Raw genomic sequence first — 13,832 nt, 5'->3', positions numbered from 1 at the left:
ATGGAAGATCTCAGGTTTCAGCACAGGGTTCGCGCACCGGCCGGCGGCACCAGGAAGAGCGCGATTGTCGGCGTGGTCGCCTCGGGCAATCTGGAGGTGCTGGTGGAGCGCGTCCTGTCGGATGTGGAATGCGCCCTCGACATCAAGACCGCGGCTACGGGCTTCGGTGAGGTGTGGACCGCCGTGATCGGCGATTTCGTCGAGCGCTATTCGCCTGGCGGGCTGAGATTCTCGATCAACGACGGCGGCGCGCGGCCCGACACGGTCTCGCTCCGGCTGGCGCAGGCGGTGCGATTGATCGCGGAGGACGGCCGATGACTGCACCGCTCAAGGACATCACCCCGGCCGAACGCGCCCGCAGCACCAGCTTCTATGAGGCGTCGGCCCGCACCCGGCTGGAGCTGCTGCTCGATGCCGGCAGCTTCGTCGAATTCATCGGGCCGGAGCAGCGCGAGGTCAGTCCGCACTTGAAGATATTCGATCTTCCCGAGCAGTTCGACGACGGCATCGTCGTCGGCCACGGCCGGCTTGACGGATCGCTCGTGTTCGTCGCCGCACAGGAGGGCCGCTTTATGGGTGGTGCCTTCGGCGAGGTGCACGGCGCCAAGCTGACGGGATTGCTCCGCGCGGCGCACCAGATCGGCTCGATCCCCGTCCTGATCCTGTTCGATACCGGCGGCGTGCGGTTGCAGGAAGCCAATGCCGGCGAGCTCGCGATCGCCGAGATCATGCGCGCGGTGATGGAGGCGCGCAGCGCCGGCGTGACGGTCATCGGCCTGATCGGCGGCAGGTCCGGATGCTATGGTGGCGGCGGCTTGATCGCAGGCTGCTGCTCGGCGCTCGCCGTCTCGGAGTCCGGGCGCATCGCGGTGTCGGGCCCCGAAGTGATCGAGACCAATCGCGGCGTCGAGGAGTTCGATTCCCGCGACCGTGCGCTGGTCTGGCGCACCATGGGCGGCAAGCATCGCCGGCTGCTCGGCGCCGCCGACGTCTTTGCCGACGACAATGTGCAGGATTTCCGCGAGGCCGCGCTGGAGCTGCTGAGCCTGGTCGGTCCGTTCGGTCTCGACAGCCTGAAGGCGGAGCAGGGGCGGCTTGCCGACCGGTTGCGCCGCTTCGGTGCCTGCGCCGATGCCGTCGATATCTGGACGGCGGAAGGCATCGCGCATGCCGAAACGGTTCCGGAACTGCCGGCCGATCAGTTCATTGCGCTCGCCGACAGGATCGGGAGGACCAGCCGTGACGCTCGATGACATCATCACTGCGCTCTTCCCCGACGGACATGAGGTCAGGAACGACAAGGGCGTGCTGCTCGGTTCGGCGACGCTACGATCCGGCGCAAATATGCTCGTCCTCGGCGTCGCTGACCGGACCGCGCTCGGCGTTGACGAGGCGATCAGACTGTCCGGCCATGTGCTCAAGTCGATCGACCGGTACAGCGGTCCGATCCTGGTGCTCGTCGACAGCGACAGCCAGCGCATGAGCAAGCGCGACGAGCTGCTCGGCCTGAACGAATTTCTCGCGCACCTGGCGAAGGTGTTGATCCACGCGGACATGAACGGCCGCCCGACCATCGGGCTTCTCTACGGTCACTCGGCGGCAGGCGCGCTGCTTGCGACCGGACTTGCGACCCGCGTGCTGGTGGGGTTGCCCGGCGCTGATCCTGCGGTGATGGACCTGCCGTCGATGGCGAAGGTCACCAAACTGTCGATGGAAGCGCTGGAGGAGAAGGCGAGATCGACACCGGTGTTCGCTCCGGGCCTGTCCAATCTCGCGCAGATGGGCGCCGTCCACATGACGTGGAGCCATGCCGCCTCGCTCGCCGATCAGCTGGAGGCGTTGCTGGCCGACATGCCGGCCGCGCGGGACGGGCGGGATGCGCTCGGCAAGGCGCGTGGTGGCCGGCTGAAGGCCGCCGATATCGCGGAGCGTGTTCGTGACCTCGCCCTGCAAGCACGTTGACCGGCCCGCAGGTCGTCACGACCTCGTCTTTGTCCGCCCGGAAGGATGGCGCGCGCTGCTCTTTCCGCATGGCGATCTCGCGTGCGATCCCCTCGTTTTGCACTGGGCGGAGCTGGGATGGCCGACAATCAGGCGGCGCGCGCTGCCCTGCGAGACGACCGGCCTCGCATTGGGTCTGCCTTTGCCTCCCTCTGCCGGCAAGAAGCGGCTCTCCCTTCTCGCCGGCCTCGACGACATCGTCGCGATCGCGAGGCCGCCCTCGCTGCGGGAAGCGCGTGCATCCGCTCCGCAATGCTGGCGGCCTACGCTCGATCGGCTCGACGACCTCGCGCTTCGCCATTCGGTGCACGCGCGCGTGTTCGGCAGCCTCGCATGGGAGGCGCTGACTGGGCTTGACTACGTAACCGCCCGCTCGGATCTCGACCTCCTGTTCGAGATTCGCCCCGAAACCGATCTTGATCGTCTCGTCGCCGATCTGGCTGCGATCGAGATCGAAGCGCCGATGCGGCTGGATGGCGAGCTGATGCGCGCCGATGGCGCCGCGGTGAACTGGCGCGAATTCCATGCCGGTGCGCGCGAGCTTCTGGTCAAGAGCATCGAGGGCGTGACCCTGCTCGGCAGGGACCGGTTCATTTCGGGAGCGACGGGATCATGATCACCGCAGCCTTGCGAGGCGCTGAACCGCTTACCCCGCGCCAGGCGCGAATTGGGTTCGATGTCTCCGCAATCGGCGACCTCGCGGCCGATTGCCTCGTCAAGGAGCTGGAAACCTGGCCGAAGCCGGGGCTTGTGAGCCACGTCGACAATGGCAGTCACGACGACATGGATGCCGGCACGTTCCGTCGCAGCGCCGCGGCGATCCGGCCTTATCTGCAGCGCCTTGCCGATGCGGGCGCGCTCGGCTGCGGTATGGGGCGGCTGCGGATCATCGGCCTGGAGGCGGAGCGCGCGATGTTCGCGGCGACCTCGAACGTCAACACGCACCGCGGCGCGATCTTCGGGCTCGGTCTGCTCTGCGCGGCAGCCGGCGCGAAGGCCGGCGGTGTGGTCGATCCCGGGCTTGCGCTCGGCGATGTCGTGACGCGCCTGTGGGGCGACAGCATTCTCGACGGTCCGGTGCTGCTGCACAGCCATGGCAGCGCGGCTCGCCGCCGCTTTCGCGCCGGCGGCGCGCGCCTCGAGGCCGCGAGCGGATTTCCCAGCGTCTACCGGATCGGTTTGCCGGCCCTGCGAAGAGCGGCGCCTGTCGTGGCGGAAGATACGGAAGCCCCGCGGGTCGAGGCGTGCTTCGCCCTGATCGCATCCGTCGAGGACACCAACCTCCTGCATCGCGGCGGGCTCGATGGCCTTAGCTTTGCGCGTGATGCGGCGCGTCGCTTCATCGCGTCAGGCGGCGTTCGTATGACCGGCTGGCGCGCCCGCGCACAATCGATCCACGACAGCTTCGTCGCCCGTCGTCTCAGCCCTGGTGGATCGGCCGACCTGCTCGCAATGACGCTCTTCGTCGGCGCCCATGAGGGGCTGAACCCATGACGTCGAACGTCATCTTGATGGCGCTGGTGCCGGTGTTTTTCGTCCTGCTGCTGGGGTTCGTTGCAGGCAAGGCCCGCATCGTCGACAACGGTCACGTCGAAGGCCTCAATGCGCTGGTGATGGATTTCGCCCTGCCGGCCTCGCTGTTCGCCGCGACCGCATCGGCCCCACGGGTTGGGATCACCGGGCAAGCTCCGGTCTTTCTCGTGTTCGGCGTGACGATGGTGGTCATCTATCTCGCCTGGTACTGGTTCGAGCGCAGCTTCTTTGCAGTGACGAGGTCCGACGCGTCGGTGCAGGCTCTGACGGTCGGTTTTCCAAATCTTGCCGGCGTCGGTCTGCCGATCCTGTCGACCGTGCTCGGGCCGGCCGGCGTCGTCCCGGTCGCCGTTGCGCTCGCAACCGGCTCGATCCTGGTCAGCCCCCTGACGCTCGTGATCGTGGAGATGAGCACCGCCAAGACCCGCGGCGGCGATGCGCCATCGCGGCCGGTTCTGACCGCCGTGCGGCGCGCGCTCGCCAAGCCGGTGGTGTGGGCACCCGCGCTCGGCGTGGTGTTCTCGTTGTCCGGCATGACTCTCGATCCACTTGTCCATGCCTGTCTCACTCTGATCGGGAACGCGGCTGCAGGCGTTGCCCTGTTCCTGACCGGTCTCGTTCTGTCGGCCCAGTCGCTTCGCCTCGATTGGAGAGTGGTTGCCGCAACGGGAGCAGCGGACGTCATGCGTCCACTGCTGGCCGTCGCAATCGTCTACGGCTTTCACCTCGCACCCGATGTCGCGAAGACGGCAATTCTGCTCGCGGCATTGCCTTCTGGCTTCTTCGGCATTTTGTTTGCCGTCAATTACCGGCTGGACTCCGCGACGGTCGGCTCCATGGTCATCGCCAGCACCGGGTTCAGCGTCGTGACCCTGGCGGTTGCGATCGCAATGCTCTTTCCTCGTTAGGCAGCGACCATGACGCTCGCGATTCTGTGCTCGGGACAGGGCGGGCAGCACCGGGAGATGTTCGCCCTCACTGGCGATGCGCCGGAAGCCGCGCACCTGTTTGCACACGCCGCGGCATCGCTGGGCGGCAAGGATCCGCGCGATTTCGTCGGCACAGAGCCCGACGAGGCACTGCATCGCAACCGCGCCGGTCAGATTCTGTGTACCGTGCAGGCGCTGGCCGCTGCAGCCGCGCTCGGCGATGCCATCCCATGCGGTGTGATCATTGCCGGTTACAGCGTCGGCGAGATCGCGGCCTGGAGCATCGGCGGCCTGTTCGATGCGACCGTCGCGCTCGATCTCGTGGTACGCCGTGCGGAGGCCATGGATGCAGCCACGCGTGCCGGCGACGGGCTGATCTTCGTCCGCGGTCTTCGGCGAGAAGAGCTCGATCGCCTTTGCGAGCGCTACGATGCCGCGATCGCCATTGTTAATCCGGGCGATGCCTTTGTCATCGGCGGTGGGCGTGAGGCGCTGGACGGGATTGCCGCAGAAGCGCGGGCGATGCACGCTGCAAGGATCGTCGTGTTGCCGGTCGAGGTCGCCTCGCACACCAGGCGGCTCGCCGGAGCCTCCGCCGTATTTCGTGAAGTCCTGGGTAGCGTGCCGGTGGTGTTCCCGCCCAGGACCGGCGGGCGCATTCTGAGCGGGATCGATGCCGCTCCGGTCGTCTCGCTCGAGAGCGGCCTCGACAAGCTTGCCGCGCAGATCTCGCACACCGTGCAATGGGCCGATTGCCTGCAAGCGTGCGTCGAAGCCGGTGCGACAGGATTTCTCGAGCTCGGTCCGGGGCACGCGCTGAGCGCGATGGTTGCGGGCATCGACACCGGACTGTCGGCGCGCTCGCTGGATGATTTCAGAAGTATGCAGGGCGTGCGCGGCTGGATCGCGCACCACCTCGGCGCCTAGAGCTGGCCGGTTCCGGACAGGTGATGCCGTCGATCGCGCTACGTTGTCGAAAAAAAGGGGCCGTCCTTTGGGGGAGGACGGCCCCAAAATGCTCGGATGCCCAGGGAGGAGAGAGGCTCGAGCGGTGACTTGGGGGTCTCAGTCACCTAACATGCACACCATCGCCGATCCCGCAGCAGAAGTATTTCACGAACCCCGGCTATTTCCCATTTCGCATGATTCACGCGAAGTCCACGGGCAACACGCGCGACATCGTCTTCGATGTCGAAGCCGGATCAGCGCCGGTGAGCCTGGACGAAGCCGACGCATTCCGGCTGGTGCACCGCCACCGCGCGGGGGTGTCACCCGTGATCCGCTTGAAGACGGTCGAGAAATGAGCCTGCGTGCAGAAGCCGACGATCAGTGCCACCTCGGCCAACGCCGTGTCGGTGTTCGATAGCAGCGATTTCGCGCGCTCGATGCGCTGATGCAGCAGATACTCGCGCGGCCGATATCCGGTCGCGGCGCGGAACTGGGCCGCGAAATGCATCCGCGACAGTCCCGCGACCTTGGCAAGCTCGGAGAGGCTGATGCAGTGGTCGAAATGTGTTCCGACATATTCCTCGACGCGCCGCAGCCGCCATTTCGGCAAGGCATTGACTCTCGCGTGTGGCAGCTCGCGCCGGGCAAGGTGCATGGCCAGCGTCTTCCCGATGCAGCGCGCGAATTCGCGGTCGGCCGAATGACCGCGTTCGGTCAGCGCTTTCGCAAGCTGCTCGGCGAAGGGATCACGAAGCAGGATCAGGTCGTTGAGGCCCTCATGCGAGGCAGATCCTGCTCCGGGTCGAAGAGGCGGAAAATAACTGCTGGCCGAGACATGGAAGTGCAGGAAATCGCACGGTGCTTGGAACTGCGCACTGAGCTGCTGCGATGGCGCGCCGATATACAGTGAGCCGGCCGGCATGACACCGTCGAAGATGGTGTGACGGCCCCTGGTCAGCTTGACGCGGGTCGTCTTCAAGGCGATCGCGAAGAAATAGCGGTCGATGGGCGTCGTGGCTTCTTCGTGCGTTATGCCTGTTTGAGCACAGGTCCAGCGCGAGATCGCGATGTCGTCTGATGTAGTGCCGGTCCGTTGGCCGGGCTGCCGCCACCTTCGTTCGAGGGGAAACGCGCGGGTCTCCCGCGGGCAATCGGAGTTGCGACGGTTGGGTTGATACGTCGACCAGGCACCGGCCGCTTGCATATCGGTGAGCATTGTTTGTCCCGTCTCTTGGATTCGGCTGCCGTCGTGGCGGCGGCCGAATGCAAATGGTCCATGCTCAACGATAGGTGCGATTTCACCGCGAGGCTCGTTAAGGAAGCTTAAGCGGTATTAGATTTTGCAAATGCGATAGGTGCGACCGCATGTCGCAAAAAGGTCAATTGAACCAAAGGGATCAGATGGTTGCGTTGTGAGGTCGGATGTTGTCGCGGACGGTGTCCGGCGACGGGTACACGCCTGATTCAGGGTTGGCGTGGCGAGGCATCGATACCGGGCGTGAGGCCGGGTGCGATCTTCTCTGCCGGCGGAACCGCGGGCTCGCGTGTGTAGGGAAGCGCTTCCACCTCGGGGCGCTGCTGCGATGCCGCTTGCAGGCAGTCCGGACGGGGCGGACGTCCCGCGCCGACCAGATCGACGACGGGATCGACGAAGCTCGCGCGGAACCGGTCGAACCAGCTTTGGCCACCGCCCGCGGACGGCTGCCGGATCGTCACCGTCGCTGTCATGCCGGAGACGAGCGGGACATCCGGCGGAACCGTATCAATGGCGAGGCGGACCGGTACGCGCTGCGCCAGCCGCACCCAGGTGTAGATCGGATCGACGTTGGGCAGGCCTTGCGTGCCTGTGGCGGCGTTCGACGCGCTGATGCCCCGCGTTACGGTCTTCACATGTCCGAGTATCGGGCTGGGATAACCGACCAGTTGCGCTTCGGCGCGATCGCCGACGCACACCCGCGCCATCTTGGTCTCCTCGAAATAGCCGTCGATCCAGAAGCTGTTGGAGTCGATGACGGAAACGTTGCTGACGCCGGTGACGGCATAATCGCCCGCACGCAGCAGGAGGTTGGTGACATAGCCGTCGACCGGACTGACCACGCTGGTGCGCTTCAGGTTCAACTCCGCCTGCGCGAGTTGGTGCGTTGCTGCCTCGTAGGCAGCCTTCGCCTGCGCCGCATTGCCTGCATAGATCTGCTGCTCTTCGGGCGTCGTCGCAAGATCGGACAGATGCTGGCGCCGGTCGAACTCGGCCTTCTTCACCACGAGATCCGCGGCCCGCTGGTCGACCAGGGCCTTGCCGACGCGGACAGCCACCTCGAAGTCGAAGGGGTCGATGACGTAGAGGACGTCGCCCTTGTGGACGAACTGGTTGTCGGCCACACGCAGCTCCACGATCTTGCCGGCAACCTGCGGCGCGACGTTGGCGACCTGGACACGCACACTGCCGTTCCGCGTCCAGGGCGCCGTGACGTAGTGCTGCCACGTCGCAGCCGCAATCACGATTGCGGTCAGTGCAATCCCCAGGGTCGCTAGATGCTTGCCGGCAGCGCGGATGAAGCGGACCGCCGCTTTGCGCTGCGGCGTCGAGGGGGACGTGGTCTGTTCCTGAGGCCTGCCGTTCTCCATCGCGCGATCACCAGTGTCGTGCGCCACGGTCTCCGGCACGCCCGAATCGTTCACGTTGTCGGCGGCATCGGCCTGGACTTCGACTGACGGCTCGCCGCGGCGCGCGGCGGCGTCCCGGGGCAGGGCGGCGTCCATGACTCTTTCTCCCTAGAAGAACAGTGCGAGCAAGCCGAACATCGCGACGTAGAGACTGAGCTCCGCCAGCGAGGGGTTGCTGAACCAGCTTGCGAATCCGACGAAGCGCAGCAGCGGGCGGAGCAGCAGGAACGCGAGCAGCGCGATTACCGCATAGGAATCAATGGGGGCGATGAGCACGCCGCCGACGACCAGCTCCCGATAGGTGTTCGTCATGGCCGTGCGCCCTAGCTTGGAGATTGTGAGGGCGCTAATGCGCCGCGCGCTGCAATCAGCATGGCGATGGCCGAATTGGCGGACAATTTGCTTCGCGCTGCCGCCTGGCGCAGCGCCTCGGCAGAAGCGAGGATGGCGCGGCCGCTGCGCCGGGCGAGAGCCTCGCGCGCGTCCCGCGCCGCTCCGGCGAGCGGACCCTGTCGCAGTCGGTCCAGTTCGGCGCAGCAACGCCGCAAGGTCTCGGCCTGGTCGAAACAACGCATCGCTTTGGCCGTGATCTGACGATCCAGGGGCAAGGCACCGTTTGCGGTCAGGATCTGTTCGATCCGTGCTGCGTCGCGAAACGCGGCTTCTTCCGGCGCGAGGTGTCGGGTTCGTCCGCGGCCGAGGTGATCCAGCTCGCGCCCGGCCTCTCCCAGCAGCAGCCGCACCCTCCGGTCGCCGGATAGGGGCGGCAGCAGCATCTGTGCCGCGAAGACGAGCACCGCCGACATGCAGGCGAAGAGGCTCGTCACCAGGAACACCTCGGGGTCGTAGCTCTGCGGATTGGTCGGTGCGAGGACGGCGATCATGAACACCAGGACGAGCCGGCCGAGGGACGACAGCATCGGGTTCGGCAATGACATCAGCAGCGCGAGGCCGATGACGACAGGCGCAAGACCGATCGCCAGCAGCTGAAACTCGGAGACGCCGTTGAAGACGAGGTATTTCAGGATGCCCGCCAGCGCGCAGGCGATCGGCATCGCCGTCACCGTTACCTGCGCAAAGATTCGTGGCGCGGGCGAGATTGAGCTGAGGCCGATGATCGCTGCGACGAGCGTGAGGCAGAGCTCGGTGCTCGGCCAGCCCGTCAGCACGAAGAAGAGCGCGATCAGCATGAACGAGATCGCGGCCCGTGCGGCGGTTTCCGCCGCGATGCGGCGCGAGCGGTAGAGCGGCGCGCGCCATGCATGATGTGGGTGCGTCCCTTCACGCAGCGCTTCGAGGCTGCTGCACACCTGCGCGTTCTTTCGGCTGATCTCGGCCTGGAGCCAGGATCGGGACATCGCTATCAGCCCGACTTTATCCGGGGAAGCGGCGGGGAGCGCTGCAAGCATGCGGCCGAGCGAGAGCGCGCTGACGAGGTCGACCAGCGCGGAGCGCGCGGCTTCGGTTCTCGGCGTGCCGGTGCTCGACTCCGTTACGAGGCTGGCGATCTCCGGACGCAGTGCCGCGATGTCGTGCAGCAGGCTCGCGGCAGCCGTTGCGGAGGGATGCCCGGCCGCTTGCGCGAGACCCGTGACCCGGCCGTGCAACCCCTCGATGCGGCTTGCCAGCACCGGATGATAGTTCGGTGCGGCCAGAACCTCGTTCACGAGCGCCACCGCGAGAACGCCGATGCCGATGGCAGCGCCGCGTGCGACGCCGGTCGGGAACACCTGCAGCGGCGTGTCGATCTGCTGGACGGCGACGAGGGCGACGGTGATGCAGCACAGCGCCGCCGCATAAGCGCGATTGCCGTCCAGCATCCCCGCGACATAGACGCAGAGCCCGACCCACATGCCGAGCACCGCGAGCAGGAGACCGTCGGTCTGGGAAAACAGGCCCGCGATCGCGATGGACGCCACGACGCCGATGACGGTTGCGACCAGCCGGTAGCCGGCCTTCTCCATGCCCTGGCCGCGTGTCGGCAGGGCCAGGACGGCGACGGTGAGGGCGGACGACGACGGCGAGTCCAGCTCGAGCCAGAAGCTGACATAGAGGGCGAGCGTCATCGCCAGCCATACGCGCAACGCGAAGGCCCAGGAGCTCGCGGGAAACCCGGCGAAAACCAGTGGACGCGGCACGGCAGCACTGGCGGCGTTTACTGGCATCGTGCCTCATCCATTTCGCCAGAGCGTGCCGCCCTGCCGATCTCGACAAAATCGACGCTGACTATGAGGTTTGCCGGGCTTGACGGTATTTCCGGTCCAACAACCCGGTTGCCGAAATGCACGGCTGGTTGGGGACGAGATTGTCGCGCGCTAGACGGGCGGATGGATTACGGTTGTGCGTCGTGGCCTGCCAACGCGTCCTCGAGACAGCGGATGATCTCGTCACCGCTGGAAGGCTTGCCGAGATAGCAATGCGCGCCGGCCGCCATCACGCGCTGACGCACGTTTTCGCTTGGAAATGCGGTCATGAAGATGATCGGGAAGCGGCGGCCGGACGCAATCAACTGTGCCTGCAATTCGTCGCCGGTGATCACCGGCATCTGGATGTCGGCGATCATGCATGCTGGATCGTCTCCCGGCGCATGCTGCAGGAAGTCGACGCCGGACTCGTAGGCGTGGGCCTCGTAGCCGAGCGAGCGAACCAGGCTCGCGAGCGACGTGCGAACGCCTTCATCGTCGTCCACAATCGCAATCACGGGGTTTTTGGCCATTCGCGCACAATCCTGACCGCGGTATTCCGCAAGGCCGGGAGGATATCTCCCGTTGCGCGGCCGATGACGCCTTATGCCCCGGGGGCAGGTCCGCCGAAATTATACTCAGGTTTGGTCCGTAGTCCTTCGGGTTTGGGAAATCCCGAGCGCCTCGGCCTTGCGGACGAGGTCGGCCAGCGACCTGACCCCCATCTTGCGCATCACGTTCCCGCGGTGGATCTTGACTGTGATCTCGCTGAGGCCGATCAGGGCGGCGACCTGCTTGTTCATCAGGCCGGCGGTGACGTGGCCCATCACCTCGCGCTCGCGCGCCGTCAGGGTCTCGTACTGGGCGCGGATGTCGTCCTTGGTCGCGGCTTCGGCGCGGTGCTGTGCATCGCGCTCCAGCGCCGCCGTCACCGCATCGAGCATGTCCTGGTCGCGGAACGGCTTGGACAGGAAGTCGACCGCGCCGGCCTTCATGGCGCGCACCGACATGGGAATGTCGCCATGGCCGGTCATGAAGATGATCGGATAGCTGATGCCATGCCGAACGAGCTGGCCTTGCAGATCGAGCCCGCTGACGCCCGGAAGGCGGACGTCCAGTACGATGCAGCCAGGGCCGTCGGGCAGCGAGCTGCCGAGCAGTTCGGCCGGCGAGCCGAACAGCCGCGTCTCGAGACCGACGGATCGGAACAGGCTATCGAGCGAGGCGCGGATGCCGGCATCGTCGTCGACGATGATGACAGTCGCGTTGGAGGATTGCGCCGGCGGTTGGGCCTGGTTTGGTCGTGTCATGGCAGGGCGTGTTCTTGGCTATATGGCAGTGTCAGGTGGAATGTCGCTCCCGAGCCCGGGGTGCTCGCCACCGACAACCGGCCGCCGTGAGCTTCCACCGTCGTTCGGCAGATCGCAAGTCCCATGCCCATTCCACCATCCTTCGTCGTAAAGAACGGATCGAACAGGCGCGGCAGGTCATCAGGCTGGATGCCCGGGCCGCTGTCCTGCACCGTGATCGCGAGCGTTTCGCCATCCACGGTGCCGGCGCGCAGGGTGATGGTGCGGGAACCGGGCCGGCCCGACATGGCCTGGCCGGCATTGACCAGAAGGTTGACCAGGACCTGCTGCAGCTGAATCCGGTCGCCGCGAACCGGCGGCAAGTCACGCGCCGTTTCGACGATAAGGGCGACATCATCCTTGGCGAGCTCGCGCGCGACCAGCGCCGTCGCCTCCGCGATGATCTCGCCGATCTGCAGCACGTCCTGCTGAGCCGGGGCCTTCTTCAGGAAGGTCCGGATGCGGGTTACGATCTCGCTAGCGCGACGGCCCTGGGCAACGACATGGCCGATCGTCGTCGCAACCTCCTTGAGATCGGGGACGTCGCGCCGCAGCCAGCGCAGACCGGCCTCGCCGCTAGTGACGATCGCCGCCAGCGGCTGGTTTACCTCGTGCGCAATGGACGCGCTGAGCTCACCGAGGGTGGCGACGCGCGCGGCATGGGCGAGCTCAGCCTGCGCCGCGAGCAGGGCGTCATGCGCCTGCTTGCGCTCGGTGATGTCGACGACGAAGACGAGCACGTCATGATCGTCGTCGGATCGAGGCGAAAAGGTGATCGTGAACAGCACGGGGACCTTGCCTCCATCGAGGCGCACGAGCTCGGTCTCGCCTTCGTGGAACCGCTCGCCTTGCGCGAATGCGACCAGCGCATCGAGGAAGCTGCGATCGTTCTCGCCCAGCAGCTTGTCCACGTTCTCGATGAAGGCCGCAGAGCTGCTTGCGCCTGCCATCTTCTGCAGGGCCGGATTGACGTCGATGATTCTGGCAAGCCCGCGGGCATGACGCACGAAATCGGGGTGTCGCGCCAGATAATCGCGCAGGTCCGCCCCGCGGCTCGGTAGCGCATCCAGCGCAGTCCGCAGTCCGCTCCAGTCTTCCTCGACGACGCCGATCCGGCTTGCGTCGAACATCCGGCGGTATCGCTGCTCGCTCTGCACCAGCGCGTTGTGCGCCGCCACGCGGTCCGTGACGTCGGTATGCGTCTCAAGCACCCCGACGGGTTTACCGAGGTGGTCGTGCTGCAGGGCCCATCGGGCATCGACGGTGAGCACGGCGCCGGCCTTCGTCCGTTGCTCCACCCTGCCTTCCCATCGCCCGCTATCGAGCAGGCTGGCCTCGATGGCTTCGCGCCGGTCGGGATAGCTGGTTCGCAGCAGCTTGTCGGCGAGTTGCCCGAGCGCCTCCTCAGTCGACCAGCCATAGGTCTGTTCCGCAGTCTTGTTCCAGAACGTGATCACGCCGCCGCGATCCCTGACGAAGATCATGTCATGCGAGAGATTGAGGAGGCGCGCCTGCGCCGCAAGACGCGTTGTCGCCGCGTGATTCTGCAACACCAGCAGGGTTGTGACCCCGATTGCCGCTAGGCTCACCAACGCGCGCAGGGCAGGTGAGGCGATCTCGTGCAGATCATGCGACGTCAGATAGGCGCTGACGGTCAGGACGATGCAACCGGCTGCGGCGATGATAATGTCGTTGCGCCGGTTCGTCCTCGCCGCAAGCAGGATCGCGACGACATAGAGAACCGCGACCGCGCCCTCGAGTGGCGTCAGCACGTCGACCATGAAGACCGCGAAGGCGAGGACGGCGGACCAGAACCGCAAGCCGGCGCGGCTCATGGATGAACCCGTGGGCCGATCAAGGCGTCATCGTCGCAGGCGGTGTTTCTTCTCATCGCAGCGGCGTTGATGCCGCGATTTCACTGCGTCCACAATATCCGGCCGGATGAATTTCGTGCTCTCGTGGAAGACCCCGTGGGAAGTTGAATCCCGCGCGAGGTCCGACAGGCAGATTCCCGGGCAGAACAAGGCTCTTCGGTGATTTCGTCGATCGCTGGCGCGTCAAACTATCGCAGGCGCGCCGGGCCCTCGCTCTCACTCGGTCGCTGCGCTGCGGTCATACCTAGGTATGACGCGGTTAACCCGAGACCTTAGCCATGCACCCGCGCGTAGAATGGAGCGCGCGGATCGCCGAACTAATCTGCTCCCATCGCATTCGGGCAAGCCTGC

At 66.0% G+C, this 13,832-nt stretch carries 14 protein-coding genes; 7 read left to right on the top strand and 7 right to left on the bottom strand.

The window, feature by feature from the left end; all coding sequences use genetic code 11:
- Genes mdcC through BRAGE_RS0121385 form a run of 7 tightly spaced genes read left to right on the top strand, consistent with a single transcriptional unit; the run spans window position 1 to window position 5,390 of the window.
- Entirely contained in the window at window positions 1-318 is a 318-nt protein-coding gene (mdcC, locus tag BRAGE_RS0121415) for a malonate decarboxylase acyl carrier protein (protein ID WP_027559129.1), read from the top strand.
- Window positions 315-1,253 carry a biotin-independent malonate decarboxylase subunit beta gene (locus BRAGE_RS0121410; RefSeq protein WP_027559130.1) on the top strand — a complete coding sequence of 313 codons (939 nt, stop codon included), beginning with the start codon at window positions 315-317 and terminating at the stop codon, window positions 1,251-1,253. The genes mdcC and BRAGE_RS0121410 overlap by 4 nt, the downstream gene beginning before the upstream one ends.
- Window positions 1,240-1,962 carry a biotin-independent malonate decarboxylase subunit gamma gene (gene mdcE / locus BRAGE_RS0121405; RefSeq protein ID WP_027559131.1) on the top strand — a complete coding sequence of 241 codons (723 nt, stop codon included), beginning with the start codon at window positions 1,240-1,242 and terminating at the stop codon, window positions 1,960-1,962. The genes BRAGE_RS0121410 and mdcE overlap by 14 nt, the downstream gene beginning before the upstream one ends.
- The gene (mdcG, locus tag BRAGE_RS0121400) at window positions 1,937-2,617 is read left to right on the top strand and encodes a malonate decarboxylase holo-[acyl-carrier-protein] synthase (RefSeq protein WP_027559132.1); all 681 of its coding nucleotides are present in this window, start codon (window positions 1,937-1,939) and stop codon (window positions 2,615-2,617) included. Before mdcE ends, mdcG begins: the two co-directional genes overlap by 26 nt.
- Window positions 2,614-3,495 carry a triphosphoribosyl-dephospho-CoA synthase MdcB gene (gene mdcB, locus BRAGE_RS0121395; RefSeq protein WP_027559133.1) on the top strand — a complete coding sequence of 294 codons (882 nt, stop codon included), beginning with the start codon at window positions 2,614-2,616 and terminating at the stop codon, window positions 3,493-3,495. Before mdcG ends, mdcB begins: the two co-directional genes overlap by 4 nt.
- Window positions 3,492-4,442, top strand: a complete 951-nt coding sequence (locus BRAGE_RS0121390) for an AEC family transporter (RefSeq protein WP_027559134.1) — start codon at window positions 3,492-3,494, stop codon at window positions 4,440-4,442. Before mdcB ends, BRAGE_RS0121390 begins: the two co-directional genes overlap by 4 nt.
- Before the next feature lie 9 nt (window positions 4,443-4,451).
- Entirely contained in the window at window positions 4,452-5,390 is a 939-nt protein-coding gene (locus BRAGE_RS0121385) for an acyltransferase domain-containing protein (protein ID WP_027559135.1), read from the top strand.
- A gap of 220 nt (window positions 5,391-5,610) precedes the next feature.
- On the opposite strand, the gene BRAGE_RS49035 is transcribed toward BRAGE_RS0121385, so the two are convergent.
- From BRAGE_RS49035 to BRAGE_RS0121350, 7 genes are all read right to left on the bottom strand, one after another.
- Window positions 5,611-6,627, bottom strand: coding sequence for a helix-turn-helix domain-containing protein (locus BRAGE_RS49035; protein WP_027559136.1), 1,017 nt, complete (start codon window positions 6,625-6,627; stop codon window positions 5,611-5,613).
- A gap of 248 nt (window positions 6,628-6,875) precedes the next feature.
- Window positions 6,876-8,171 (bottom strand): biotin/lipoyl-binding protein, encoded by a 1,296-nt coding sequence (locus tag BRAGE_RS0121375; protein ID WP_027559137.1) that lies wholly within the window; start codon window positions 8,169-8,171, stop codon window positions 6,876-6,878.
- 12 nt (window positions 8,172-8,183) lie between these two features.
- Window positions 8,184-8,387 (bottom strand): DUF1656 domain-containing protein, encoded by a 204-nt coding sequence (locus tag BRAGE_RS0121370; protein ID WP_027559138.1) that lies wholly within the window; start codon window positions 8,385-8,387, stop codon window positions 8,184-8,186.
- 11 nt (window positions 8,388-8,398) lie between these two features.
- Window positions 8,399-10,240: an FUSC family protein gene (locus BRAGE_RS0121365; protein WP_027559139.1), complete on the bottom strand. Its 1,842-nt coding sequence runs from the start codon at window positions 10,238-10,240 to the stop codon at window positions 8,399-8,401.
- A gap of 167 nt (window positions 10,241-10,407) precedes the next feature.
- Window positions 10,408-10,791 (bottom strand): response regulator transcription factor, encoded by a 384-nt coding sequence (locus BRAGE_RS0121360; RefSeq protein WP_027559140.1) that lies wholly within the window; start codon window positions 10,789-10,791, stop codon window positions 10,408-10,410.
- Window positions 10,792-10,896: 105 nt separating this feature from the next.
- The gene (locus BRAGE_RS0121355) at window positions 10,897-11,568 is read right to left on the bottom strand and encodes a response regulator transcription factor (RefSeq protein WP_027559141.1); all 672 of its coding nucleotides are present in this window, start codon (window positions 11,566-11,568) and stop codon (window positions 10,897-10,899) included.
- Window positions 11,565-13,442, bottom strand: coding sequence for a PAS domain-containing sensor histidine kinase (locus BRAGE_RS0121350; protein ID WP_027559142.1), 1,878 nt, complete (start codon window positions 13,440-13,442; stop codon window positions 11,565-11,567). The genes BRAGE_RS0121355 and BRAGE_RS0121350 overlap by 4 nt, the downstream gene beginning before the upstream one ends.
- Window positions 13,443-13,832: the final 390 nt, after the last annotated feature.

The sequence above is a fragment of the Bradyrhizobium genosp. SA-4 str. CB756 genome (assembly GCF_000473125.1).
Lineage (GTDB): Bacteria > Pseudomonadota > Alphaproteobacteria > Rhizobiales > Xanthobacteraceae > Bradyrhizobium > Bradyrhizobium arachidis.
The sequence above is the reverse complement of the archived record's forward strand: the minus strand, read 5'-3'. Positions and strand labels throughout refer to the sequence as shown.

Coding starts and splice junctions, on each gene's coding strand:
- BRAGE_RS0121355 (WP_027559141.1), bottom strand. CDS start 11,568: ATGACACGACCAAACCAGGCCCAACCGCCGGCGCAATCCTCCAACGCG.
- BRAGE_RS49035 (WP_027559136.1), bottom strand. CDS start 6,627: ATGCTCACCGATATGCAAGCGGCCGGTGCCTGGTCGACGTATCAACCC.
- BRAGE_RS0121350 (WP_027559142.1), bottom strand. CDS start 13,442: ATGAGCCGCGCCGGCTTGCGGTTCTGGTCCGCCGTCCTCGCCTTCGCG.
- BRAGE_RS0121410 (WP_027559130.1), top strand. CDS start 315: ATGACTGCACCGCTCAAGGACATCACCCCGGCCGAACGCGCCCGCAGC.
- BRAGE_RS0121385 (WP_027559135.1), top strand. CDS start 4,452: ATGACGCTCGCGATTCTGTGCTCGGGACAGGGCGGGCAGCACCGGGAG.
- BRAGE_RS0121370 (WP_027559138.1), bottom strand. CDS start 8,387: ATGACGAACACCTATCGGGAGCTGGTCGTCGGCGGCGTGCTCATCGCC.
- BRAGE_RS0121390 (WP_027559134.1), top strand. CDS start 3,492: ATGACGTCGAACGTCATCTTGATGGCGCTGGTGCCGGTGTTTTTCGTC.
- BRAGE_RS0121365 (WP_027559139.1), bottom strand. CDS start 10,240: ATGCCAGTAAACGCCGCCAGTGCTGCCGTGCCGCGTCCACTGGTTTTC.
- BRAGE_RS0121375 (WP_027559137.1), bottom strand. CDS start 8,171: ATGGACGCCGCCCTGCCCCGGGACGCCGCCGCGCGCCGCGGCGAGCCG.
- BRAGE_RS0121360 (WP_027559140.1), bottom strand. CDS start 10,791: ATGGCCAAAAACCCCGTGATTGCGATTGTGGACGACGATGAAGGCGTT.
- mdcC (WP_027559129.1), top strand. CDS start 1: ATGGAAGATCTCAGGTTTCAGCACAGGGTTCGCGCACCGGCCGGCGGC.
- mdcB (WP_027559133.1), top strand. CDS start 2,614: ATGATCACCGCAGCCTTGCGAGGCGCTGAACCGCTTACCCCGCGCCAG.